The sequence below is a fragment of the Devosia sp. genome, from assembly GCF_028290645.1.
GTDB lineage: Bacteria > Pseudomonadota > Alphaproteobacteria > Rhizobiales > Devosiaceae > Devosia_A.
Genome location: NZ_JAQGJL010000190.1, coordinates 15,865 through 36,973, shown reverse-complemented (window position 1 = coordinate 36,973; position 21,109 = coordinate 15,865). Strand labels below are relative to the sequence as shown.

Here is a 21,109-nt window from a genome sequence, read left to right as displayed (position 1 = left end):
TGTGGCCACCCCACCCTCGGTCCCTCCCCACAAGGGGGAGGGAGGCGCCGTGGCACCATCTCGCAGTCGTCTCCCTCCCCCTTGTGGGGAGGGATCAAGGGTGGGGGTGGCCCACGCTCCGGCGGCCAAAGGCTGGGTCCCTGCTTCCGCAGGGATGACGTTCGAGTGGGTGGGTGATTTGCGTGGCCCCCCGGACCAGCGCGAACGCCTCAGCTTACCGCCGCGAACCGCTCGTCGAAGGCGTACCCTGCCCCGCGCACTGTGCGGATCGGATCGGCATCGCGGTGGCGGTTGATGGCCTTGCGCAGGCGGCCGACATGGACGTCGACGGTGCGCTCATCGACATAGACGTCGTTGCCCCAGACGCCGTCGAGCAGCTGCTCGCGCGAGTAGACCCGGCCCGGGTGGCGCATCAGGTATTCCAGCAACCGGTACTCGGTCGGCCCCAGGTGGACTTCGCGTCCGCCGCGGCGGACGCGGTGGCTGGTGCGGTCGAGTTCGAGGTCGCCGGCCTTCAGCACCGCAGTAACCAGTTGCGGGCTCGAGCGGCGCAGCAGCGCGTTGATGCGGGCGAGCAGCTCGGGGATCGAGAAGGGTTTTACCACATAGTCGTCGGCGCCGGTTGCGAGGCCGCGGACGCGTTCCTCTTCCTCGCCGCGGGCGGTGATCATGATGATCGGCGTGCGGGCGGTTTCATCGCGCGAGCGCCAGCGGCGGCAGAGTTCGATGCCGCTGAGGCCCGGGAGCATCCAGTCGAGCAGGATCAGGTCGGGGACGCCGTCCCGGATGCGCTCCACCGCCTCGTCGCCCGAGGCAGCGGTGGCGACCCGGAAGCCCTCGGCCTCGAGATTGTAACGCAGCAGAACAGCAAGATCGGCTTCGTCCTCGACGATGAGGATGGTGGCAGACATCGGCGGGGTCTCCGTCGGTTACATCGTTGGTTGTCGCAGGATCGAACCGGAAAAGTCTGCAACCTTTCCTGACCCCGCTCCTGGAAGAACTTACTCTTTGACTTGAACGCGGTGCTGGTCCGGCGCAGTGCCGATCTGGCGGCCGGTCTCGAGATAATAGGCGTGCTCGGCAATATTGGTGGCGTGGTCGCCGACGCGCTCGAGGCTCTTCGAACAGAAGAGGAGATGCGTGCACTGGGTGATGTTGCGCGGGTCTTCCATCATGTAGGTCAGGAGTTCACGGAACAGCGAGGTGTATAGCGCATCGATTTCGTCGTCGGCGTTGCAAACCTCGACGGCGGCGGCGGCGTTGCGCGTCGCATAGGCGTCGAGCGCGGCCTTCAGCTGCCTGAGGATCAGGTCGGCCATATGCTTGACGCCATTGTAGAATTTTGGCGCGAGGCTGAGGCCGTCGATCTGCAGGGCGCGGCGGGAAATGGTCTTGGCCATGTCGCCCACGCGTTCAAGATCATTGGCGACGTGGATCGAGGTGATGATGGCGCGCAGGTCCGTCGCCATCGGCTGGCGCCGGGCGATCATCGAGACGGCGATCTCGTCGATGCGCTTCTGCATCTCATCGATTGCCTTATCGGCTTCGATGGTCTGGCGGGCGAGACCATGGTCGAGCTTCAGCAGCGCACGCGTGGCGCTCGACACGGCGACCTCGACCATGCCGCCCATCTCGAAGATGAGCTTGGCGAGGTTGGTGAGTTCCTCCTCGTAGGAGGAAACGATGTGCTCGTTGAGCGTGGCCATTTCAGATCCTTCGGGTCAGCCGATACGGCCGGTGATGTAGTCCTGCGTCTGCCTGTTGCGCGGATTGGTGAAGATGTCCTCGGTCTTGCCTTCCTCGATCAGCTTGCCGAGGTGGAAGAACGCCGTCTTCTGGCTGACGCGGGCAGCCTGCTGCATGGAGTGGGTGACGATGACGATGGTGAAATTCTCGCGCAATTCGTCGATCAGCTCTTCGATCACCGCGGTGGCGATCGGGTCGAGCGCCGAGCAGGGCTCGTCCATGAGCAGCACTTCGGGCTTGGTGGCGATGGCGCGGGCGATGCAGAGGCGCTGCTGCTGGCCGCCGGACAGGCCGGTGCCGGGCTCGAGCAGCCTGTCCTTCACTTCATTCCAGAGGCCGGCGCGACGGAGCGAGGAGTGCACGATCTCATCGAGGTCCGCCTTGTTGCGGGCGATGCCGTGGATTCTCGGGCCATAGGCGACGTTCTCGTAGATCGACTTGGGGAACGGGTTGGGCTTCTGGAACACCATGCCGACGCGCGCGCGCAGTTCCACCACGTCGATCGAGGGATCGTAGATGTCGTCCTCGTCGAGGTTGATCTTGCCGGTGACGCGGCAGCCCTCGATGGTGTCGTTCATGCGGTTGAGCGAGCGGAGGAACGTCGACTTGCCGCAGCCCGAGGGGCCGATCAGCGAGGTGACGTTGAACTGCTCGATCTTGAGGTTGACGTCGAACAGCGCCTGCTTGGCCCCATAGAACACGCAGACATCCTCGCCCGTCATCTTGGACGGCGCGTTGGAGCGCGAGACGGAAGCGGTGGCGATCGCAGCGGATTCCAGGGACATGTCAGTCATCCAGGTCAGGGTTACCAGCGGCGCTCGAAGCGGCGGCGGAGGAGAATGGCGGCGAGATTCATCAGGGCGAGGAAGACGAGCAGCACGATGATGGCGCCCGAGGTGCGCTCGACGAAGGCGCGCTCGGCCTCGTTGGCCCACATGTAGATCTGCACCGGCAGGGCCGTCGCCGGATCGAGCGGAGTGGCCGGGCGGTCGGCGACGAAGGCCACCATGCCGATGAGGAGGAGCGGGGCGGTTTCGCCCAGAGCACGAGCGAGGCCGATGATCGTGCCGGTGAGGATGCCCGGGGTGGCGAGCGGCAGGACGTGGTCGAACACCATCTGCATCTTCGAGGCGCCGATGCCCAGCGCCGCGGAGCGGATCGAGGGCGGCACGGAACGGAGCGCGGCGCGGGTGGCGATGATGATGGTGGGAAGCGTCATCAGGGTGAGGACGAACCCGCCGACCAGCGGCGCCGAGCGCGGCATGCCGAAGAAGTTGATGAACACGGCGAGGCCGAGCAGCCCGTAGACGATCGAGGGCACGGCCGCGAGGTTGTTGATGTTCACCTCGATGAAATCGGTGAAGCGGTTCTTCTTCGCAAACTCCTCGAGATAGATCGAGGCGGCAACGCCGATGGGGAGCGCGCAGAGCAGCACGATCGCCATCATGTAGAGCGAGCCGACCAGCGCCACGCCGAGGCCCGCAGTCTCCGGGCGGCTCGAGGCGCCGAAGGTGAGGAGGCCCCAGTTGAACGGGGTAGAGACCTGGCCGGCGGCTTTCAGCTGGTTCAGCCAGGCGAGCTGCTGGTCGGAGACCTTGCGCTTGGCCTCGGGCACGTTGAGATCGATCTGGCCCTTGTTGGCGCTGTCGATATCGGCGGCGGCGAGCAGTGTGACGTTGCGCGTGGTGCCGATCACCGAGGGGTCCGACGCCACGATGTCGCGCAGCAGGGAGCGCGAGCCGTCGGAGACGAAGTTGGAAATCTCCTTCATTGCCTTCTTGTCGGCCGGATCGACGCCGAGCGCCTTGGCGAGGGCGTTGCGGGCGATGACCGGGTAGTTCGCCGAAACGAGGACCTTAGGATCGGTGGCGCGCTTGTCGTCCTTGTCGATGATCTGGGCGCTGAACTCGACCGGCACGGTGATCGAGGTCTGGACGAAGGCGGTGTAGCCCTTCGAGAAGATCGAGATGAGCAGGATCGCGAGGAAGGCGAGGCCAATGGTGATCGCGGCGATACCGTAGAAGCGGAAGCGGGCTTCGGCGGCATGGCGTCGCTTCAGGCCGAAATCACGGCGGACCGGAGCGGCGGTCTCGGCAGCGGCATGGGGCAAGGCAGCGTCGGTCATTCATACTGCTCCCGATACTTGCGCACTATGTAGAGCGCATAGACGTTCATGCCGAGCGTCAGGGCGAAGAGGGTGAGGCCGAGGGCGAAAGCGACCAGCGTCTGCGGCGAGTTGAACTCGAGGTCGCCGGTGAGCTGGTTGACGATCTTGACGGTGATGGTGGTCATTGCCTCGAACGGGTTGACGCTGAGGCGCGCCGCGACGCCGGCGGCGAGCACCACGATCATGGTCTCGCCGATGGCGCGCGAGGCGGTGAGCAGCAGCGCTCCGACGATGCCGGGGAGCGCGGCGGGGAGGATCACTTTGCGGATGGTCTCGGAGCGGGTGGCGCCGAGCGCCAGCGAGCCGTCGCGCATGGCGCGCGGCACTGCGGTGATGACGTCGTCGGAGAGCGAGGAGACCACCGGGATCAGCATCACGCCCATGACGATGCCGGCGGTGAACACCGACTGGGCCTGGATGAAGGCGAAACCGCCGGCCAGCGCCGCGCTCAGATCGCGGAAGAACGGGCCGAGGGTCACCACGGCGAAGATGCCGTAGACGATGGTGGGAATGCCGGCGAGCAGTTCCAGCAGCGGCTTCACCGTCGAGCGGACGCGGTTGGAGGCATACTCGCCCATGTACACGGCGGCCATCAATCCGACGGGCACGGCGAACAGCATCGAGACGAGCGCGATGTAGAGCGTGCCGGCGAGCAGCGGGATGAGGCCGAACTGGCCATTGGTGGCGCCGGAGCCGGCGTCGGCAAAGCGCGGGTCCCAGACGGTTCCGAAGAAGAAGGTGAGCGGGTTGACGTCGGAGAAGAAATGGATGGTCTCGCCCAGCATCGAAAGAACGATGCCGACCGTGGTGAGGATGGCGACCGTCGAAGCGCCGAGCAGGCTCCACAGGACGACGCGTTCCACCTGGTTGCGGGCGCGGAGGCGGATCCTGATGCGGGAGTAGGCGAAGACGGCGCCGGCCAGCGAGAACAGCAGCGCAAGGCCCTGACCGATGAAGCGGTAGCCGTTGGAATCCGCATTCACGCCCGCGGCAAGCGGCACCATGTAGTCTTCGCCGCTGTCGGCCAGTGCAACGCCGGAGGAAGAGGCCGCGTCGCGCAGGGCCGCGTAGGAACCGGGCAGATTGTCGCCCGAGAGGCCCAGCTTGCCGAGGGCGGTTGCGACATTGTGGACGATGCCGATGGAGAGACTTGCCGCGGCGGGGTCCCCGATGTGAGTCGCGACTTCGTTGCTGATGCGGTTCTGGATCAGCGCATTGGAGAGGAGGCTGAAAACGAGGAAGAACAGGAGCGCCGGGATGGCGGCCAGGATGAAGGCCAGCCAGCCGTGGTAGGTGGGGAGGGAGTGGGGAACCTGCTTGGACCGATCGATGCCTTCGCGCTGGGCGCGGGCGCGCTGTGCCGCGAAGAAATAGGCTACGGCGCCAATGCCCAGAACGATCGCGACAATCCAGCCTACAGACATCGACGCCTCAATTGCTCATCGGAACCGCCTTGAGGCGGGTACGGCGCGGGCCGAGGGGGCCCGCGCCGGAAGTCATTACATAGCAGTGCCGGCCGCGAACTTGGCGCGGATAGCTTCGCGCTCCGCATCCGGAGCGGCGACCAGGCCATATTCGGCGAGCGGCGAGTCCGGTCCGATCATGTCGTCGGAGATGAAGAAGTCGACATATTCCTTGAGGCCGGGGATCACGCCGATATGGGCCTTCTTGACGTAGAAGAAGAGCGGGCGGGAAACCGGGTAGGTACCGTCGGCGATGGTCTCGGTCGAGGGGGCGATGCCACCCACGGTCGCGACCTTCAGCTTGTCGGCGTTGTTCTCGTAGAAAGCGAGGCCGAACACGCCCATGCCGGTCTTGTTGCTGTCGATGCGGGCGAGGGTCTCGGTGTAGTCGCCGTCGATGTCGACGGCCTTGCCGTCCTTGCGGACCGCAACGCAGGTCTTGAACAGATCGGCGTCGGCAATGCCGGCGGCGGTCAGGGCAGGCTTGTCGCAGCCGGCTTCGAGCAGCTTGGTCTCGAACACTTCACGAGTGCCGTGCTTTTCGCCCGGGATATAGGCGGCGATGTCCCACTCGGGGAACGCCGGGTTCACTTCGGACCACTTGTTGTACGGGTTGTCGACAAGCTTGCCGTCAACCACGACCTGGGCGGCGAGCGCCTTGTAGATGTCGGCTGGCTGGATGGCGAAATCCGGGCCGGCGATATCGGTGGCAAACACGATGCCGTCGTAGCCGATCTTGACTTCCTCGACGTCGGCAACGCCGTTCGCCTTGCAGGTGTCGAGTTCTTCGGCCTTGATCGGGCGCGACGAGTTGGCGATGTCGATCTTGTCTTCACCGACGCCTTCGCAGAACTGCTTGATGCCGGCGCCCGAACCACCGGACTCGACGACCGGGGTCTTGAAGTCGGGGAAGGCCTCGCCGAACGACTCGGCGACGATCTTGGCGTAGGGGAGGACGGTGGACGAACCGGCGACCTGAACCTGGTCGCGCGCCGCCGCGGCGCCCATGCCGCTGGCAAGCGCGATGACCGCGGCGCTCGCGAAAAGTGCTATCTTCATTGTCATGTCCCTTTCGGAAGGATTGGCCTTGAGGCCCTTCTGGCGGGCCCCGGTGTCTCCCGGCCGCCCTGTCTGCGAGGCGGAACCTATGGGCGTTGTCACAACGTTTTATGACAGTTGGATTGCGGTTATGTGACAGCCTAGGACGCTGATTCAGCTAGCCTATTCTGCATTTCCTAAATATCGGCCTGTGGACGGGGCGAGTGCCGTCACTTTCTCAGGAGAACCTCTACGCGAGTCCCCTGCCCCAGCTGGCTCTTGATCGAGAGCGAGCCGTGGTGGCGGGTTACGATGTGCTTGACGTTGGCGAGGCCGCGCCCGGTGCCCTTCTTCCTGCGGCTGGTGTCGGCATCGACGCGATAGAACCGCTCGGTAAGGCGCGGTACGTGCTCGGAGGCGACGCCGGCGCCATGGTCGACGATCGAGACCAGGGCGCTGAAGCCAGCGCGGGCGGCGTCGGGGGACAGAGTAATGTCGATGGTGTCGCCGTCGGCGCCGTACTTGATGGCGTTGTCGATGAGGTTCTCGAACACCTCGTAGAGTTCGTCGCGGTCGCCGCTGACGGTCACTGGCGCGTCGGGAACCTGGACGTTCAGCTTGGTGCCCGAATCCTCAGCGAGCTTGTGGAGGCCTTCGGCGACCTCGCGCACCAGCGAGCCGAGTTCGACCGGGGCGGTCGGCCGCATGTGCTGGTGCATTTCGATGCGGCTCAAGGACAGAAGGTCCTCGATCAGCTTGGCCATCCGCGCCGCCTGTCCGCGCATCAGGCTGAGGAAGCGCTCGCGGGCCGCCTTGTCGTTGGCGGCGGGGCCGAGCAGCGTATCGATGAACCCCACCAGCGAGGTCAGCGGGGTGCGCAACTCGTGGCTGGCATTAGCGATGAAATCGGTGCGCAGCGCCTCGAGGCGCTTCTCCTCGGTGAGGCTTTGGAGGGTAATGACGAGGACACCGTCATTGACCGGATCGCCCGACGCGAGCGGCGCCACGGTCGCCTTGTACCAGGTCTCGGTGGGGACGGTCTGATGCAGCTCGATGGTCTGGGCGGCGCCGAGCCGCGCCGCTTCGATAGCCGAGAGCAGTTGCGGGAACCGCAGGGTGAAGGCGATCGGGCTGCCGCTGACGACGCCCGGGAAATGGCGGGTGGCGTGGGCATTGAGGTGGACGATGACACTGCGGCGATCGATGACGATCGAAGGATCGGGCAAGGCGTCGGAAAAATGCCGGACGGCGTCGGCGAACGCCAGTTCCCCCGAGGCTGCCCCAGGGTCGACGCGGCCGCCAGATTCGCTCGTATCTGGGGTGATCGCGGCGATGGCGACGATGACCGCGTAGGCGACGATGCCGACCCACGGATCGATGGTCGTCAGACCGGCAAGGGTCATGAACACCAGACCGATGGCAAGCAGCATCAGCAGCCGGCCGTAAAGACGCGTCCGCAAAGTTTCCAGCCAGGTCGTGCCACTGACCCCGCGTTGCGTCTCGTCCGCCATCTATCCTTCCTTTGGCGGCGGGACGATTCGTCCCACCTTGCCAGACGGGGGTGTTCATAGCACGGTTGTGACACCGTCATGACAGGTCACGGAGTCGCTCATGTCCGACGCATTGGAGGGCTTCGACCTCGAAGACCCGGTTCTGCCGCGCTCGATCAAGAAGAAGGCGCTGACTTCGGGGGGCTTTCCATACGACGAGAAGATGGACCCCGAGCAGTACGACGCCGAAATGCTGCAGGCACAGCGGCAGCTGGCGCTGCTGCAGCGCGACCAGCAGAAGACCGGCAAGCGCATCGTCATCGTCTTCGAGGGGCGCGACGCTGCGGGAAAAGGCGGATCGATCGCGACTTACCTCGAGAACCTCAACCCGCGCTTCAACGCCGCTGTGGCGCTGCCCAAGCCATCCGACCGGGAGCGAACGCAGTGGTACTTCCAGCGCTATGTGGACTGGATGCCGGCCGCGGGGGAGCAGGTGCTGTTCGACCGCTCGTGGTACAATCGGGCCGGGGTCGAGCCGGTGATGGGGTTCTGTTCGCCGGACGAGGCGACGCGGTTTCTCGAGGCCGTGCCGGACTTCGAGAAGATGCTGACCGATGACGGCATCCACCTGTTCAAGTTCTGGCTGACGATCGGGCGGGAAATGCAACTCAAGCGCTTCCACGACCGTCGGCACGATCTGCTGAAGGTGTGGAAGCTGTCACCCATCGATCTCGAGGCGCTGCAGCGCTTCGACGACTACACCAGGGCGCGAAACCGGATGTTCGAGGCCAGCGACACGTCGCACGCGCCGTGGCGGGTGGTATTCAACAACGACAAGAAGCGTGGCCGGCTCGCAATCATCCGCGCGGTGCTCCACTGCCTCGACTATGAGGGCAAGGACAAGGGCGCCATCGGCGATATCGACGGCAAGATTCTGGTTGAGCCCAAGCCCTTCATGAAGACCCACAGCGAGATGTAGCGGATGGATTGACCACTCGGTCAAAAACCCGTCAACTGACTGTTAACGATCCTCGCCGGAGGGCCCGCGTGGATCGGAAGCTGAGGCGAGGGCTTGGGGCTCCGCGCGCCTCGCAGGGGACAGTATGGTCGGGCATGAAGCCGACGCGAGCCTAGAGGCAAGCGTCATACCGCCTGTGCTGGTATTCAACGGCGAAGGGCGCTCGCCCTTCGTGCTGGCCTGCGACCACGCCTCCAACCGCTTTCCCGACCGCTATGGCGATCTCGGCCTCACCCCACATCAGCGGCTGATGCATGTTGCATGGGATCCCGGGGCATTTGCGGTGGCGCTGGAGCTGTCGAGCCTGCTCGATGCGCCGCTCGTCGCGTCGACGGTCAGCCGGCTGGTGATCGACTGCAACCGCGACCTCGATGCGCCGGACCTGATCCCGGTGGTCTCGGAGCGCACCGATATCCCTGGCAACAAGGGGGTGGGCGACAATGAGCGGGCCGAGCGGATCGGCGCGTACCACACGCCTTTCCACGCGGCGATTGAAGCAGTGATGGAGGGCCGGCGGGAGGCCGGCCTCGAAACGCTGCTGGTGACCGTTCACTCGTTCACGCCGGTCTACAAGGATGTGCCGCGGCCCTGGCCGATCGGGCTGATCCACGCGCGCGACGACCGCTTCACGGCAGCATTGCGGGACGCACTGGTGGCCGAAGAGGCTTCGCTCAACGTGGGCTGGAACCAGCCCTACTCCGGGCTCAACGGCGTCACCTACACGCTGGAGCATCACGGCGACGGGCGTGGGCACGAAGCGACGATGATCGAAATCCGGCACGACGAAATTCTCGAACCAGAAGGGGTGGCCCTGTGGGGCGCCCGGCTGGCCCGTTGTCTCGTGGCTGCGCTGGGGGCGCGGGGAGGGACGACGGCTGCATCACCGACCAGAACAAGTCAGTTCACAGGAGGGTTTGATGGCTGACGTTCCTTCAAGTGCCACGGGCACGCAGGCGGGCGGCGTGAAATACGCCACACGCGACAAGGACTATTTCGCCAAGCGCGGGCTGGAGCGGTATGCCGGCGTCTGGTCGCTTTGGGCGCTGGGCGTTGGCGCTGTGATCTCCGGACACTTCTCGGGCTGGAACTTCGGCTTCGCCACCGGCGGCTGGGGCGGCATGCTGGTCGCCGGCGCGATCATAGCCATCATGTATCTGGGGCTGGTGTTCTGCATCGCCGAGATGAGCCCGGCGCTGCCGCATACCGGCGCCGCCTACTCCTTCGCGCGCACCTCGATGGGGCCGTGGGGCGGGTTCATCACGGGGCTGTTCGAGAACGTCGAATACGTCATCACACCGGCGGTGATCGTGACGTTCATCTCCGGCTATTTCGGCTCGATCACCGGGATGGATACCGCGCTCTACCCGATCCTCTGGATCGTCTTCTACGCCATCTTCCTCGCGCTCAACATCTACGGCGTGGCGCTGAGCTACAAGGTGACGCTGGTGGTGACGCTGATCTCGCTGGCGGTGCTGGTGGTGTTCTGGATGTCGCCGCGGACGCCCATGTATTTCGGCCGCTGGGCGCTCAATATCGGCGTCGGAGCCGATGGCAAGGCGATGGAACTGCCTGAGGGCAATGGCCCGCTCTTCCCGTTCGGCTTCTCGGGCGTGCTCGCCACCCTGCCCTTCGCGGTGTGGCTGTTCCTCGCCATCGAGCAACTGCCATTGGCGGCCGAAGAATCGGTCGATCCCAAGCGGGACATGCCGCGGGGGATCCTCCTCGGCATGGCGACCCTGATCGTTTCGGCGTTCATGATCGTGCTGCTCAACCCGTCGGTGATCGGGGTCGGCTCGTTCGCTCTCGGCTCATCGCTGGAGCCGTTGCTCGACGGGTTCCGGGCCATCTACGGCGATGCGGGCGCAGTGATCCTCGGGCTCGTGGCGCTCACCGGGCTGATCGCCTCGTTCCACACCATCCTCTATGCGCAGGGGCGGCAGGTCTATTCGCTGAGCCGGGCCGGGTACTTCCCGTCAGGGCTGTCGGTAACGCATCCCAAGTACAAGACGCCGCATATCGCGATGATCTCGGGAGCGCTGCTGGGGCTGGCGGTGATGCTGATCATCTGGTTCGCCAATGGCGGTGGCGGCAGCGGCGAGGCGCAACTGGGCGACGACGTCATCGGCACGGTGCTGCTCAACATGGCGGTGTTCGGGGCGATGCTGAGCTATATCGCGCAGGCGCTCAGCTTCATCATCCTCAGGCGCAAGTTCCCCAATATCGAGCGGCCGTTCCGCTCGCCGCTGGGCAACACCGGCGCGGTCGTGACGATCATCATCGCGGTGGTGACGCTGTTCTACCAGCTGCAGGACCCGAACTTCTTTCGGGGCGTGATCTGGGTGATCGCGTGGTGCGCGGCGGGAATTGTCTATTTCGCGCTGGTTGGCCGCAACAAGCTCATCCTTTCGCCCGAGGAAGAGTTCGCGCTCGAACATCAGGCGAAATGAGCAATGGGGGGCCGCGGTTATCTCCCGCGGCCTCTCCTACACAAAGACCAGTGTTCCTCGGGGAGTTATGCCATGGCGCAGGTCGCCTATTCGCTTGAGCAACTGAAGGCCGATGTGAAGGCCGGGACGATCGACACGGTGCTCGTCGCCTTCCCCGACATGCAGGGGCGGCTCATCGGCAAGCGCTTCCAGGCCGAGTTCTTCCTCGATGGCGCGATCGATGAGACACATGGCTGCGATTACCTCCTCGCCAACGACATCGACATGGAGCCGGTGCCCGGCTACGAGGCGGCGAACTGGGCCAAGGGCTACGGCGACTTCGTCATGAAGCCCGATGTGACGACGCTGATGAAAGCGGCCTGGCTCGAGGGGACGGCGATCATCCTCGCCGACGTCGTGGACCACCACCATCACCAGCCGGTTCCGCATTCGCCGCGCGCCATCCTCAAGGGACAACTGGCGCGGCTGGAGGAGCTCGGACTCACGGCAAATTTCGCCTCGGAGCTGGAGTTCTACCTGTTCGACGAGGGGTTCAGGTCGGCCTGGGACAAGGGGTACAGGAACCTCGTCACGGCCGGCTACTACATCGAGGACTACCACATCTTCCAGACCACCAAGGAAGAAGGGGTGATGCGGGCGGTGCGGAAGCAATTGCAGGCCTCGGGCATTCCGGTCGAGAATTCCAAGGGGGAGTGGGGACCGGGGCAGGAAGAGATCAACGTCAAATATGCCGATGCGCTGACCATGGCGGACCGGCACGTGGTGATGAAGAACGCCATCAAGGAGATCGCCTTTGCGCAGGGCAAGGCCGTGACCTTCATGGCGAAGTGGGACTTCGGACTCGCCGGGTCGTCGAGCCACATCCACATGAGCCTCGCCGACAAGAAGGGGAATGTGTTCTACGCGCCTGAAGCCGAGCTGGGGATGAGCGAGACGATGCGCCACTATGTGGCGGGGTTGCTCACCTATGCCCATGACATCACTTATTTTCTCGCGCCCTATATCAATTCCTACAAGCGCTTCCAGGCGGGAACGTTCGCGCCGACCAAGGCGATCTGGAGCCGGGACAACCGGACGGCTGGGTTCCGGCTATGCGGCGAAGAGACCAAGGGGGTGCGGATCGAGTGCCGGATCGGCGGGGCGGACCTGAACCCCTACCTCGCCTATGCCGGCCTGATCGCGGCGGGACTCAAGGGGATCGAGGAAAAGCTGCCGCTGGAGGCGGCCTATTCGGGCGACGCGTACGTTGGTGAGAAGCTGCGCGAAGTGCCCAAGACCTTGCGCGACGCCATCGCCTCGATGAAGCAATCGACGATGCTGCGCGAGGCGCTCGGGGAGCAGGTGATCGGGCACTATGTCCACACCGGCGAGTGGGAGCAGTTCGAGTATGACCGCCGCGTCACCGATTGGGAGTTGAAGCGCGGGTTCGAGCGCAGCTAGGATTGTACATTCGACATTGTAACTTACTCTCGATTGTACTAATGTACAGGAAGGAGGTTGCGATGTCGAAGTACGATGGCTTGTTCCGCCACCTGAGCCGTTCCACGGGGACGATCGAGGTTACATTCGAGGATGTCGAAGAGATCCTCGGGTTTCCGTTGCCGGTATCCGCACGTCGCTATGCGGCATGGTGGAGCAACAGCGGCGGCACGCATGTGCAGGCGGGGGCCTGGATGGCGGCAGGCTATCGCACGGAAAACGTTGATGTTGGGCTAGGCAAAGTTCGTTTTGTTCCTGGCGAAGTGGCTGAGGGATTTGGGGAAATGAAACAGGCAACGTTCAAACTGGAAGATTCCGACACGGCAGATGACGGGAAAGAAAAGAAGCCCTATCGCCACCCGGCATGGGGAGCGCTCAAGGGCATGATCACCATTTTGCCGGGCGTGGACCTGACGGAGCCAGCATTCGACGACTGGAAGGCGCTCTATGGCGAGGAGGAATAGTCTTCTCCTCGATACCTGCGCCGCAATCTGGCTCACGCAGCAATCGCCGATGCAGCCGGAAGCCGTGGAGGCCATTGATGAGGCATCAGATGCCGGCCAGCCGGTCCGGCTCTCGCTGATAACATCGTGGGAGCTCGGTCTATTGGCAAAAAGCGGTCGGGCGGCCATGGCGCAGGCCCCGGCAGTGATCTTTCGGGCGTTCCTGCAACTGCCGGGTGTGATGCTGGAAGGGCTGACACCCGAAATACTCATCGATTCCTCGCTGCTACCGACACCGGTCCACGGCGACCCTGCCGATCGCATCATCATTGCGACGGCACGGGCGCTTGACTTGACGATCGTGACGCGCGACCGACTGATCCTCGACTATGCAGCCCACGGGCACGTGCGGGCGCTGGCCTGCTAATGGCTTGGAGATGAAGCAGAAATGACCGATAGGGTCCAGATCGTCTCGCCGATCGACGGGCGGGTGTATGCCGAGCGCAATCTGGCGACCGGCGCCGAGATAGAGGCGGCAGTCGCCAAGACCAGGCGGGCGCGCGAGGTCTGGGGTGAACTGACGGTCAAGGAGCGGGCGAAGTTCCTCGAGCACTTCCTTGATGCGCTGCTAGGCAAGAACGACGAGATCCTGCCGGAACTGGCATGGCAGATGGGCCGTCCGGTACGTTATGGCGGGGAGAGGCGCGGCGTCGAGGAACGCTCGCGGCACATGATCGCCATTGCCGAGGAGAGCCTCAAACCTTCGATGCGGCCGGAGAAGCCTGGGTTCCAGCGCTGGATTTCGCGCGAGCCGCTGGGGACGGTGATGGTGATCGCGCCATGGAACTACCCGTACCTGACGGCGATCAACTCAATCGTTCCGGCGCTGATGGCGGGAAACGCGGTGATCCTCAAGCATGCGTCGCAGACATTGCTGGCGGGCGAGCGGCTGGCCGAGGCGTTTGCGGCGGCGGGACTGCCGGATGGACTGTTCCAAAATCTCGTTCTCAATCATGAGAATACCGAGAAGCTGATCGGATCGGGTGCGATCGACCACGTCAACTTCACCGGTTCGGTGGAAGGGGGACGGCGGATCGAGCGGGCGGCGGCGGGGACATTCGCGACGTTGGGGCTGGAGCTTGGCGGCAAGGACCCGGCCTATGTGCGCGAGGACGCGAACCTCAGCTACGCAGTCGAGAACCTCGTCGATGGGTCGTTCTTCAACTCGGGGCAGAGCTGCTGCGGGGTGGAGCGGATCTACGTGCATGCCGGGGTGTATGACCGGTTCGTCAAGGACTTCGTCGAGAACGCAAGGGGTTGGACGCTGGGCAACCCGCTCGATGCCGACACCCTGGTGGGACCGATGGCGACGCCCCGCTTCGCCGACCACGTGCGCGGGCAGACGCTCGAGGCGCTGCGCAAGGGCGCGAAAGCGCATCTCAATTCCAACCACGATCTCGACGAAGAGAGCTCACCCTACCTCGCGCCGGAGGTGCTGACCAACGTCAACCACCAGATGGCGGTGATGCGGGAAGAGAGTTTCGGGCCGGTGGTCGGGATCATGAAGGTGGCCGACGATGCCGAGGCGATCCAGCTGATGAACGACAACCCCTACGGATTGACGGCGTCGATCTGGACCGAGGACCTAGAGACGGCGGCGAAGATCGGGAGCAAGGTGGAGACCGGAACGGTGTTCGCCAACCGCTGCGACTATCTCGATCCGGCGCTGGTGTGGACCGGGGTCAAGGAAACCGGCAAGGGCGGGGCGCTGAGCGAGATCGGGTATGCCAACCTGACGCAGCCGAAGAGCTATCATTTGAAGGTGGTCTGACGACATCGGCCGTCGGAGCGGGTTGAGAGATGGATCCCGGCCTGCGCCGGGATGACATCGTGGTTGGAGCACCGATGGTGTGGGCCGACGGTACGTTGGGTATCATTGGCGCTGTTCTCACCGGGTCGTTCCCGCAAGACTTTGTTTGGGTGGTGAGAGCAGTAGACAGAGGTTCCCGCTTTCGCGGGAATGACCCGGTGGGTAGCTGGGGCATCGGGAGATCGAGATGACGACCAAGGCCAACTGGAACTATCCGACTGCCGTCCGTTTCGGCGCCGGCCGGATCAAGGAGCTGCCGGAGGCGCTGAAGGCGGCGGGGATTTCGCGGCCGCTGCTGGTGACCGATGCGGGGCTGGTGAATTTGCCGGTGACGCAGAACACGCTGAAATTGCTGCGTGATTCCGGGATCGAGGTCGGCGTGTTCGCGGATGTGAAGCCCAATCCGGTCTCGGCCAATGTGAACGCAGGGATCGAGGCGTTGCGCGCGGGCGGGTATGACGGGGTGATCGCGTTCGGCGGCGGCTCGGGACTCGATACGGGCAAGGTCATCGCGTTCATGGCCGGACAGACGCGGCCGATGTGGGATTTCGAGGATATCGGCGACTGGTGGACGCGGGCCGACCCCAAGGGGATTTTCCCGATCGTCGCGGTGCCGACGACGGCGGGGACGGGATCGGAGGTAGGGCGGGCCGGGGTGATCACCGACGAGACGAGACACACCAAAAAGGTGATCTTCCATCCGCTGATGATGCCGAAAATTGTCATTGCCGATCCGGAGCTTACGGTCGGCATGCCGGGCTTCATCACGGTCGGGACGGGGTTCGACGCGCTGGCTCACTGCCTCGAGGCCTATTGCGCAAAGGGGTACCATCCGCTGGCCGACGGCATTGCGGTGGAAGGGGTGCGGCTGGCGCTTGAGAACCTGCCCAGGGTGGTCGACAACCCCAACGACATCGAGGCGCGCGGGCACATGATGAGCGCGGCGGCGATGGGCGCGGCTGCGTTCCAGAAGGGACTGGGCGCCATCCACTCGCTGAGCCACCCGGTCGGGGCGCTCTACGACACGCATCACGGGATGACCAATGCGGTGTTCATGCCCTATGTGCTGGCGGCCAACCGGGATGCGATCGAGGCGAAGATCGCCCGGCTCGCGGCTTACTGCGGGCTGTCGCCGAACTTCGATGCGTTCCTGCATGCGGTCAATGCGTTGCGGGCGAAGCTCAATGTTCCCAATACGTTACGGGATTTCAACGTGAGCGGGGACAGGCGGGAGCTGATTGCGGACATGGCGATCGTCGACCCGACGGCGGGGGGGAACCCGGTGGAACTGACGCGGGCGCTGGCGCTGGAGATTTTCGATCGGGCGATGGAGGGGCGGGTTTAGGGGCGCCGCGCCTAGTGGGGGATGAACTGCACGGTGGTCTTGCCGCCGGCAAACTCGCGGTAGATGAACCGCCCCCTAATCTTCTGGGTGCTTCCGGCGTAGGTGAGGCTGAGGTTGATCTTGCATACGAGCCGGTCGCTTTGCGCCGAAATGGTGGTCGCGGTCAGCTTGGAGTTGTTGCCGAGATAGTTGGACAACACCATGCCATTCTCAGACTTCATGCCCCTGAGGCTCTCCTTGATGTAGTCGATGACTTGAGTATCCTCGCAGCGGAACCTGGATACACTTGCTGCGTTCGCGGTACCGCAACACAGCGCCGCGATAACGGCGCCAATCAATAGCCGACGCAATCTACTCTCCCCTAACGGTCACGAGAGAGAGCACCAATACGGGCTATTCGTCAATATTCCCGGGTCATGCCAAGTCTTGTGGTCAACGCCTCTCGGCTACTGCAGCCATCGTTACTGCTGCGCCGCGGGCGAAAAGCGACGCCAGATGCGTGGTGACTTCCTTGGCAAAGGTAGCGTTCATCTTGAGGTCGGTGCCGAAGATTTCGGTGACTTCCGCCAGGTCGCCGGCGAGGCGGGAAGCATCGCCCCCTGCCCCGTCGGCGATCTGGCGTAGCCTTGCGGCCATCGGGTCCTTGACGTCGATCGGCTGGCCCGCTTCGTCGATGCCGGTGACGTAGCGCATCCACGCCGCGACGCCGAGGGCAAGCCGTTGAATCCCCTGCCCTTTTTCGAGGCGGTCGCGGATGGTGCCGAGGAGGCGCTGGGGGAGTTTCTGGGTGCCGTCCATGGCGATCTGCCAGGTGCGGTGCTTGAGCGCGGGGTTGGCGAAGCGGGCCAGGAGCTGGTCGCGGTAGGCTTCGAGAGTGGCGCGGGGCATGGGGAGGGTCGGCATTACCTCTTTCGTCATAAGACCTTGAATCAACTGGTGAATTTCTGGGTCCGCGATGGCTTCGCTGACGTACTGGTAGCCCGCGAGATAGCCGAGATAGGCCATGGTGGAGTGGCTTCCATTGAGCATTCTGAGCTTCATCAGCTCGTAGGGCTCGACATCATCGACCAGCTGGGCGCCGACGGTTTCGAAGGGCGGGCGGCCGGCGGGGAAGGCGTCCTCGATCACCCATTGGGTGAAGGGCTCGGTCATGATCGGCCAGGCGTCGTCCAAACCTATGATTTCATTTATGATTTTTCGGTCGGCCTCAGTGGTGGCAGGAACGATCCGATCGATCATGGTGGACGGAAAACTTACGGATTGGACGTAGTTCGTTAAGTTCGTACCTCCTCCCCTCAGTTCGGCAAACCGGCGCACGATGCGGCCGGCGGTCTTGCCGTTCGAAGGCAGATTATCGCAGCTCATGACGGTGAAGGGGATAAGTCCGCGCCGGCGGCGAAGATCGAGCGCGGCGGCGATGATGCCGGGGGCGCTGATCGGGGCGTCCGGATGGGCCAGGTCGTGGACGATGTCGGGGTGGGTTTCGTCGAGTTCGCCGGTCGAGGGATCGTGGCAATACCCCTTCTCGGTAACGGTCAGCGAGACGATGCGGATCGCCGGATTCGCCATGGTTTCAATGAGTTGCGCCCGCTGGGTGTTAGCGTCGAGCACATCGAGTATGGAGCCGATGATGCGCGGTTGGGTGCCCGAGGCGTCGCGGATGGCGAGGGTGTAGAGGAAATCCTGGGGGGCGAGGGCCTCGCGGGTGTCGGGGCGGCGGAGCGAGGCGCCGATGATGCCCCAGCTGGGGTTGTCCTTCAGCAGGCTATCGACATAGGCGGCCATGTGGGCGCGGTGGAAGGCGCCAATGCCGAGGTGGACGATGCCGGGTGTGACAGTGGATCTGTCGTAATTCATCGCTGGAATGCTACGTAGATGAACGGTGCCTGAACGGATTTCGGAGGCATTTAGGCGTGGCATCTGGTGTTTCCCCACTGGCAGGCGGCCCCTCCCCGACCCTCCCCATAAAGGGGAGGGTGAAGGGGTGGCTGCATCAGTATCGAAGCATGGCATCTACTGCCATACCACTCGGTTGCAAGGCAAAAATATCCCCGGCATAAGCGTGCGTCGTGTTTGGGGAGAGAGCAGTGACCAAGCGGTTCGTGAGCATTGGCGAGGCGATGATCGAGATGAGCGGCGGCGAGGGCGGGATGTATCGCCTGGGCTATGCCGGCGACACGCTCAACACCGCCTGGTACGCCAAGGCGCTGCTGCCCGAGGACTGGACGGTCGACTATGTGACGGCGCTGGGCGACGACATGTATTCGGCGCAAATGCGGGCGTTCATCGACAAGGCCGGGATCGGGACCGGGCGGATCCAGACCATCGCCGGGCGGCGGCCCGGGCTCTACATGATCCACCAGGAAAAGGGCGACCGGCACTTCACCTATTGGCGCGGTCAATCGGCGGCGAAGCTGCTGGCCGACGATGTCGAGGCGCTGGAGGCGGCGGTGGTGGGGGCCGACACGGTGTATTTCTCCGGCATCTCGATGGCGATCCTGGCGCCGCGGGCCCGGGGCAAGCTGATGCGGACCATCGTCAAGGCGCGGGATGCGGGGGCGACGGTGGTGTTCGACACCAACCTGCGTCCGGCGCTGTGGACCTCGCCGAAGATCATGGCCTCGACGCTGACGGCGGCGGCGACGATCTCGGACATCGTGCTGCCGACGCATAGCGACGAGGCGCCGGTGTTCGGGGATACTTCGCCGGAGGCGACGGCGGAGCGCTATCTCAAGATCGGGGCGCGCGAAGTGGTGGTGAAGAACGGGTCGGAGCCGGCCCTGGTGGCGACGGCAGACGGGGTGCGGGAATTCGTGCCGGCGCCGAGGGCGGACAAGGTGGTGGACGCGACGGGCGCCGGGGATTCGTTCAACGGTGGGTATCTTGGCGCGCGCGCGGGGGGGTTGAGCCCGGTCGACGCGGCGAGGGCGGCGCATCGGGTGGCCGGCGTGGTGATCGGGCACAAGGGGGCGCTGGTGGCGCCGGAGCTGGTGAGGGGGGTGTGATGGGTTTTCTGTGTCGGGGCGCCCCGCGCCTTCGCTGCAAGCTGCGCTTGCAACAGGGTTTGCCATGATCGAGATCATCCCTTTCGCGACGCTCAGCTCCGCCCAGTCGGAAGCCGCGGCGCAGATCCTCATCGACTCTCTGGCCCACGTCACGGCCGCCTGGAAGACGCTAGAGGAAGGCCGGGTGGTCATTGCCGGCCTGTTGGGCGACGCTGAATGGACCGGCTTTGCCGCGGTTGAGAACGACGCGGTGCTGGGGTGGATCGGAGGCATCAGTGCCTACTCCCACGCCTGGGAACTCCATCCGCTGGTCGTCGCGCCCGATTGGCAGCACCGCGGCATCGGCACCTCGCTGGTCCGGGCCCTGGAAGACGCCGCCCGTGCGGCCGGTATCCTCACCCTCTATCTGGGCAGCGACGACGATTTCGGCGGCACCAACGCCTTTGGCGCGGACGTCTACGGCGACGTCCCTGCCGCCATCCGCGACCTCGACCCAACCCCACGGAGCAAGCATCCACTGGCGTTTTATCGGAAGGTTGGCTTCACGATCGTGGGACTCATCCCGGACGCGAACGGGCTGGGGAGACCGGATATATGGCTGGCAAAGCGGCTGTAGGGTCTGATTGCGTCCCGCCCTCCGGCGAGGCCGGAGTTGGTTCGGTATGAGGCCAGCAAAGCCGGTGCGGGGAAGACCCCCACCCCGGTCCCCTCCCCGCAAGGGGGAGGGAGACCCTTACACTGGGGCCGGGTTTTCGTTCCTGCCGGCTCCGGGGGTGCGCTGCATAAGCCGTAGCTGCATGGGTGCTTGCTAGAGGTGTTTGAGAACCCGGGCGGGCACGCCGGCGGCCATGGTGTTCTCGGGGATGTTCCGGCTGACGAGGGCACCAGCGGCGACAACGGCGTTCTCGCCGATCGTTACTCCAGGCAGGATAGTAGCAGCAGCGCCAATCCAGACGTTCCGCCCGATGACGATCGGCTTGGCGACGATGCCGTTCCGACGCTCCGAGGGTAACACGGGGTGGCCAGCCGAAACGAGGTTGACCTTTGGTCCAATCATCACATCATCGCCGATGGAGATGCCGCCCATGTCCATGAAATGGCATCCCTGGTTGATGAACACGTTGCTGCCAATGGAAATGTTGAGACCGCAGTCCGTAGAGAATGGTGGGATGATCATGAACCCGTCGCCCACGGTCTTGCCGATCAGCTCGCAGAACGCGGCCCGAAGGCCATCGAGGTCGTCAAAGCCAATCTCGCCGAGGCGAGCCGAAAGGCGGACAGCGCGTTGAACATTCTCGAAACGTGCTCGACCTTCGGACGAACGGGCGGGGTTGGTCATCGTCAATGTTCCGGGTGAATAGCCACACCGACGATAGCAGAGCTGCTTGGGCCGATGCAGCATCGCCCGCGCCCCGAGTTCGGGCGAGGGTCGCAGTGTGCCGCTCGAGAAGGTGGTGGTTCACGCGGGATGCCAGCAACGCGGGGAGACGCTTGCATTGGGGCCTGCGGCGAGGGACGTCACCAATCGGAGATAACCACAGTCGGCTGTGCCGTACCAGGGATCGAAACCGTCGTCCGTTCTGTAAGCCACGGTGATT

The 21,109-nt window shown here is 64.4% G+C and carries 20 protein-coding genes; 10 read left to right on the top strand and 10 right to left on the bottom strand.

The window, feature by feature from the left end; all coding sequences use genetic code 11:
• Nucleotides 1-209: 209 nt before the first annotated feature.
• The 7 genes from phoB to JWQ89_RS10650 form a co-directional block, all read right to left on the bottom strand.
• Nucleotides 210-911, bottom strand: coding sequence for a phosphate regulon transcriptional regulator PhoB (phoB, locus tag JWQ89_RS10680; protein ID WP_299640829.1), 702 nt, complete (start codon nucleotides 909-911; stop codon nucleotides 210-212).
• A 90-nt stretch (nucleotides 912-1,001) separates the two neighbouring features.
• The gene (gene phoU, locus JWQ89_RS10675; RefSeq protein ID WP_299640827.1) at nucleotides 1,002-1,706 is read right to left on the bottom strand and encodes a phosphate signaling complex protein PhoU; all 705 of its coding nucleotides are present in this window, start codon (nucleotides 1,704-1,706) and stop codon (nucleotides 1,002-1,004) included.
• A 15-nt stretch (nucleotides 1,707-1,721) separates the two neighbouring features.
• A complete protein-coding gene (pstB, locus tag JWQ89_RS10670) occupies nucleotides 1,722-2,531 on the bottom strand; it encodes a phosphate ABC transporter ATP-binding protein PstB (protein WP_299640825.1) in 810 nt (269 codons plus the stop codon).
• Between the two features lie 20 nt (nucleotides 2,532-2,551).
• Nucleotides 2,552-3,871 (bottom strand): phosphate ABC transporter permease PstA, encoded by a 1,320-nt coding sequence (pstA, locus tag JWQ89_RS10665; RefSeq protein ID WP_299640823.1) that lies wholly within the window; start codon nucleotides 3,869-3,871, stop codon nucleotides 2,552-2,554.
• Entirely contained in the window at nucleotides 3,868-5,337 is a 1,470-nt protein-coding gene (gene pstC / locus JWQ89_RS10660; RefSeq protein WP_299640821.1) for a phosphate ABC transporter permease subunit PstC, read from the bottom strand. Before pstC ends, pstA begins: the two co-directional genes overlap by 4 nt.
• Nucleotides 5,338-5,412: 75 nt before the next feature.
• On the bottom strand, nucleotides 5,413-6,435 hold the full coding sequence (locus JWQ89_RS10655; protein ID WP_299640820.1) for a substrate-binding domain-containing protein: 1,023 nt from the start codon (nucleotides 6,433-6,435) through the stop codon (nucleotides 5,413-5,415).
• A gap of 209 nt (nucleotides 6,436-6,644) precedes the next feature.
• Nucleotides 6,645-7,925, bottom strand: coding sequence for an ATP-binding protein (locus JWQ89_RS10650; RefSeq protein WP_299640818.1), 1,281 nt, complete (start codon nucleotides 7,923-7,925; stop codon nucleotides 6,645-6,647).
• Between the two features lie 100 nt (nucleotides 7,926-8,025).
• Between JWQ89_RS10650 and ppk2 the strand changes: the two genes are divergently transcribed.
• The 8 genes from ppk2 to JWQ89_RS10610 all read left to right on the top strand — a co-directional run bounded on the left by ppk2 (nucleotide 8,026) and on the right by JWQ89_RS10610 (nucleotide 16,506).
• Nucleotides 8,026-8,883, top strand: a complete 858-nt coding sequence (gene ppk2 / locus JWQ89_RS10645) for a polyphosphate kinase 2 (RefSeq protein ID WP_299640816.1) — start codon at nucleotides 8,026-8,028, stop codon at nucleotides 8,881-8,883.
• A gap of 124 nt (nucleotides 8,884-9,007) precedes the next feature.
• A complete protein-coding gene (locus JWQ89_RS10640; RefSeq protein ID WP_299640815.1) occupies nucleotides 9,008-9,847 on the top strand; it encodes an N-formylglutamate amidohydrolase in 840 nt (279 codons plus the stop codon).
• Nucleotides 9,840-11,369, top strand: a complete 1,530-nt coding sequence (locus tag JWQ89_RS10635; protein ID WP_299640814.1) for an amino acid permease — start codon at nucleotides 9,840-9,842, stop codon at nucleotides 11,367-11,369. The genes JWQ89_RS10640 and JWQ89_RS10635 overlap by 8 nt, the downstream gene beginning before the upstream one ends.
• Before the next feature lie 72 nt (nucleotides 11,370-11,441).
• A complete protein-coding gene (locus JWQ89_RS10630; RefSeq protein WP_299640813.1) occupies nucleotides 11,442-12,809 on the top strand; it encodes a glutamine synthetase family protein in 1,368 nt (455 codons plus the stop codon).
• Nucleotides 12,810-12,871: 62 nt separating this feature from the next.
• The gene (locus tag JWQ89_RS10625; protein WP_299640812.1) at nucleotides 12,872-13,312 is read left to right on the top strand and encodes a hypothetical protein; all 441 of its coding nucleotides are present in this window, start codon (nucleotides 12,872-12,874) and stop codon (nucleotides 13,310-13,312) included.
• Nucleotides 13,296-13,718, top strand: coding sequence for a type II toxin-antitoxin system VapC family toxin (locus tag JWQ89_RS10620; protein WP_299640811.1), 423 nt, complete (start codon nucleotides 13,296-13,298; stop codon nucleotides 13,716-13,718). The genes JWQ89_RS10625 and JWQ89_RS10620 overlap by 17 nt, the downstream gene beginning before the upstream one ends.
• A 21-nt stretch (nucleotides 13,719-13,739) precedes the next feature.
• The gene (locus tag JWQ89_RS10615; protein ID WP_299640809.1) at nucleotides 13,740-15,122 is read left to right on the top strand and encodes an aldehyde dehydrogenase family protein; all 1,383 of its coding nucleotides are present in this window, start codon (nucleotides 13,740-13,742) and stop codon (nucleotides 15,120-15,122) included.
• A 226-nt stretch (nucleotides 15,123-15,348) separates the two neighbouring features.
• On the top strand, nucleotides 15,349-16,506 hold the full coding sequence (locus JWQ89_RS10610) for an iron-containing alcohol dehydrogenase (RefSeq protein WP_299640808.1): 1,158 nt from the start codon (nucleotides 15,349-15,351) through the stop codon (nucleotides 16,504-16,506).
• An 11-nt stretch (nucleotides 16,507-16,517) separates the two neighbouring features.
• On the opposite strand, the gene JWQ89_RS10605 is transcribed toward JWQ89_RS10610, so the two are convergent.
• Nucleotides 16,518-16,727: a hypothetical protein gene (locus tag JWQ89_RS10605; protein ID WP_299640806.1), complete on the bottom strand. Its 210-nt coding sequence runs from the start codon at nucleotides 16,725-16,727 to the stop codon at nucleotides 16,518-16,520.
• Nucleotides 16,728-16,938: 211 nt separating this feature from the next.
• Nucleotides 16,939-18,363 (bottom strand): mannitol dehydrogenase family protein, encoded by a 1,425-nt coding sequence (locus JWQ89_RS10600; RefSeq protein WP_299640804.1) that lies wholly within the window; start codon nucleotides 18,361-18,363, stop codon nucleotides 16,939-16,941.
• 230 nt (nucleotides 18,364-18,593) lie between these two features.
• On the opposite strand from JWQ89_RS10600, the gene JWQ89_RS10595 reads away from it, so the two are divergent.
• Complete coding sequence (locus JWQ89_RS10595; protein WP_299640802.1) at nucleotides 18,594-19,511, top strand: sugar kinase; 918 nt, start codon at nucleotides 18,594-18,596, stop codon at nucleotides 19,509-19,511.
• A gap of 64 nt (nucleotides 19,512-19,575) precedes the next feature.
• Nucleotides 19,576-20,127 carry a GNAT family N-acetyltransferase gene (locus tag JWQ89_RS10590; protein ID WP_299640800.1) on the top strand — a complete coding sequence of 184 codons (552 nt, stop codon included), beginning with the start codon at nucleotides 19,576-19,578 and terminating at the stop codon, nucleotides 20,125-20,127.
• A gap of 192 nt (nucleotides 20,128-20,319) precedes the next feature.
• Here the strand turns inward: JWQ89_RS10590 and JWQ89_RS10585 are convergent, their stop codons facing one another.
• The gene (locus tag JWQ89_RS10585; RefSeq protein ID WP_299640799.1) at nucleotides 20,320-20,850 is read right to left on the bottom strand and encodes a sugar O-acetyltransferase; all 531 of its coding nucleotides are present in this window, start codon (nucleotides 20,848-20,850) and stop codon (nucleotides 20,320-20,322) included.
• Nucleotides 20,851-21,109 lie beyond the last annotated feature (259 nt).

Bases quoted from the DNA above. Each gene is read 5' to 3' on its own strand.
- phoB (WP_299640829.1), bottom strand. From the start codon at position 911: ATGTCTGCCACCATCCTCATCGTCGAGGACGAAGCCGATCTTGCTGTT.
- phoU (WP_299640827.1), bottom strand. From the start codon at position 1,706: ATGGCCACGCTCAACGAGCACATCGTTTCCTCCTACGAGGAGGAACTC.
- pstB (WP_299640825.1), bottom strand. From the start codon at position 2,531: ATGTCCCTGGAATCCGCTGCGATCGCCACCGCTTCCGTCTCGCGCTCC.
- pstA (WP_299640823.1), bottom strand. From the start codon at position 3,871: ATGACCGACGCTGCCTTGCCCCATGCCGCTGCCGAGACCGCCGCTCCG.
- pstC (WP_299640821.1), bottom strand. From the start codon at position 5,337: ATGTCTGTAGGCTGGATTGTCGCGATCGTTCTGGGCATTGGCGCCGTA.
- JWQ89_RS10655 (WP_299640820.1), bottom strand. From the start codon at position 6,435: ATGAAGATAGCACTTTTCGCGAGCGCCGCGGTCATCGCGCTTGCCAGC.
- JWQ89_RS10650 (WP_299640818.1), bottom strand. From the start codon at position 7,925: ATGGCGGACGAGACGCAACGCGGGGTCAGTGGCACGACCTGGCTGGAA.
- ppk2 (WP_299640816.1), top strand. From the start codon at position 8,026: ATGTCCGACGCATTGGAGGGCTTCGACCTCGAAGACCCGGTTCTGCCG.
- JWQ89_RS10640 (WP_299640815.1), top strand. From the start codon at position 9,008: ATGGTCGGGCATGAAGCCGACGCGAGCCTAGAGGCAAGCGTCATACCG.
- JWQ89_RS10635 (WP_299640814.1), top strand. From the start codon at position 9,840: ATGGCTGACGTTCCTTCAAGTGCCACGGGCACGCAGGCGGGCGGCGTG.
- JWQ89_RS10630 (WP_299640813.1), top strand. From the start codon at position 11,442: ATGGCGCAGGTCGCCTATTCGCTTGAGCAACTGAAGGCCGATGTGAAG.
- JWQ89_RS10625 (WP_299640812.1), top strand. From the start codon at position 12,872: ATGTCGAAGTACGATGGCTTGTTCCGCCACCTGAGCCGTTCCACGGGG.
- JWQ89_RS10620 (WP_299640811.1), top strand. From the start codon at position 13,296: ATGGCGAGGAGGAATAGTCTTCTCCTCGATACCTGCGCCGCAATCTGG.
- JWQ89_RS10615 (WP_299640809.1), top strand. From the start codon at position 13,740: ATGACCGATAGGGTCCAGATCGTCTCGCCGATCGACGGGCGGGTGTAT.
- JWQ89_RS10610 (WP_299640808.1), top strand. From the start codon at position 15,349: ATGACGACCAAGGCCAACTGGAACTATCCGACTGCCGTCCGTTTCGGC.
- JWQ89_RS10605 (WP_299640806.1), bottom strand. From the start codon at position 16,727: ATGAAGTCTGAGAATGGCATGGTGTTGTCCAACTATCTCGGCAACAAC.
- JWQ89_RS10600 (WP_299640804.1), bottom strand. From the start codon at position 18,363: ATGAATTACGACAGATCCACTGTCACACCCGGCATCGTCCACCTCGGC.
- JWQ89_RS10590 (WP_299640800.1), top strand. From the start codon at position 19,576: ATGATCGAGATCATCCCTTTCGCGACGCTCAGCTCCGCCCAGTCGGAA.
- JWQ89_RS10585 (WP_299640799.1), bottom strand. From the start codon at position 20,850: ATGACCAACCCCGCCCGTTCGTCCGAAGGTCGAGCACGTTTCGAGAAT.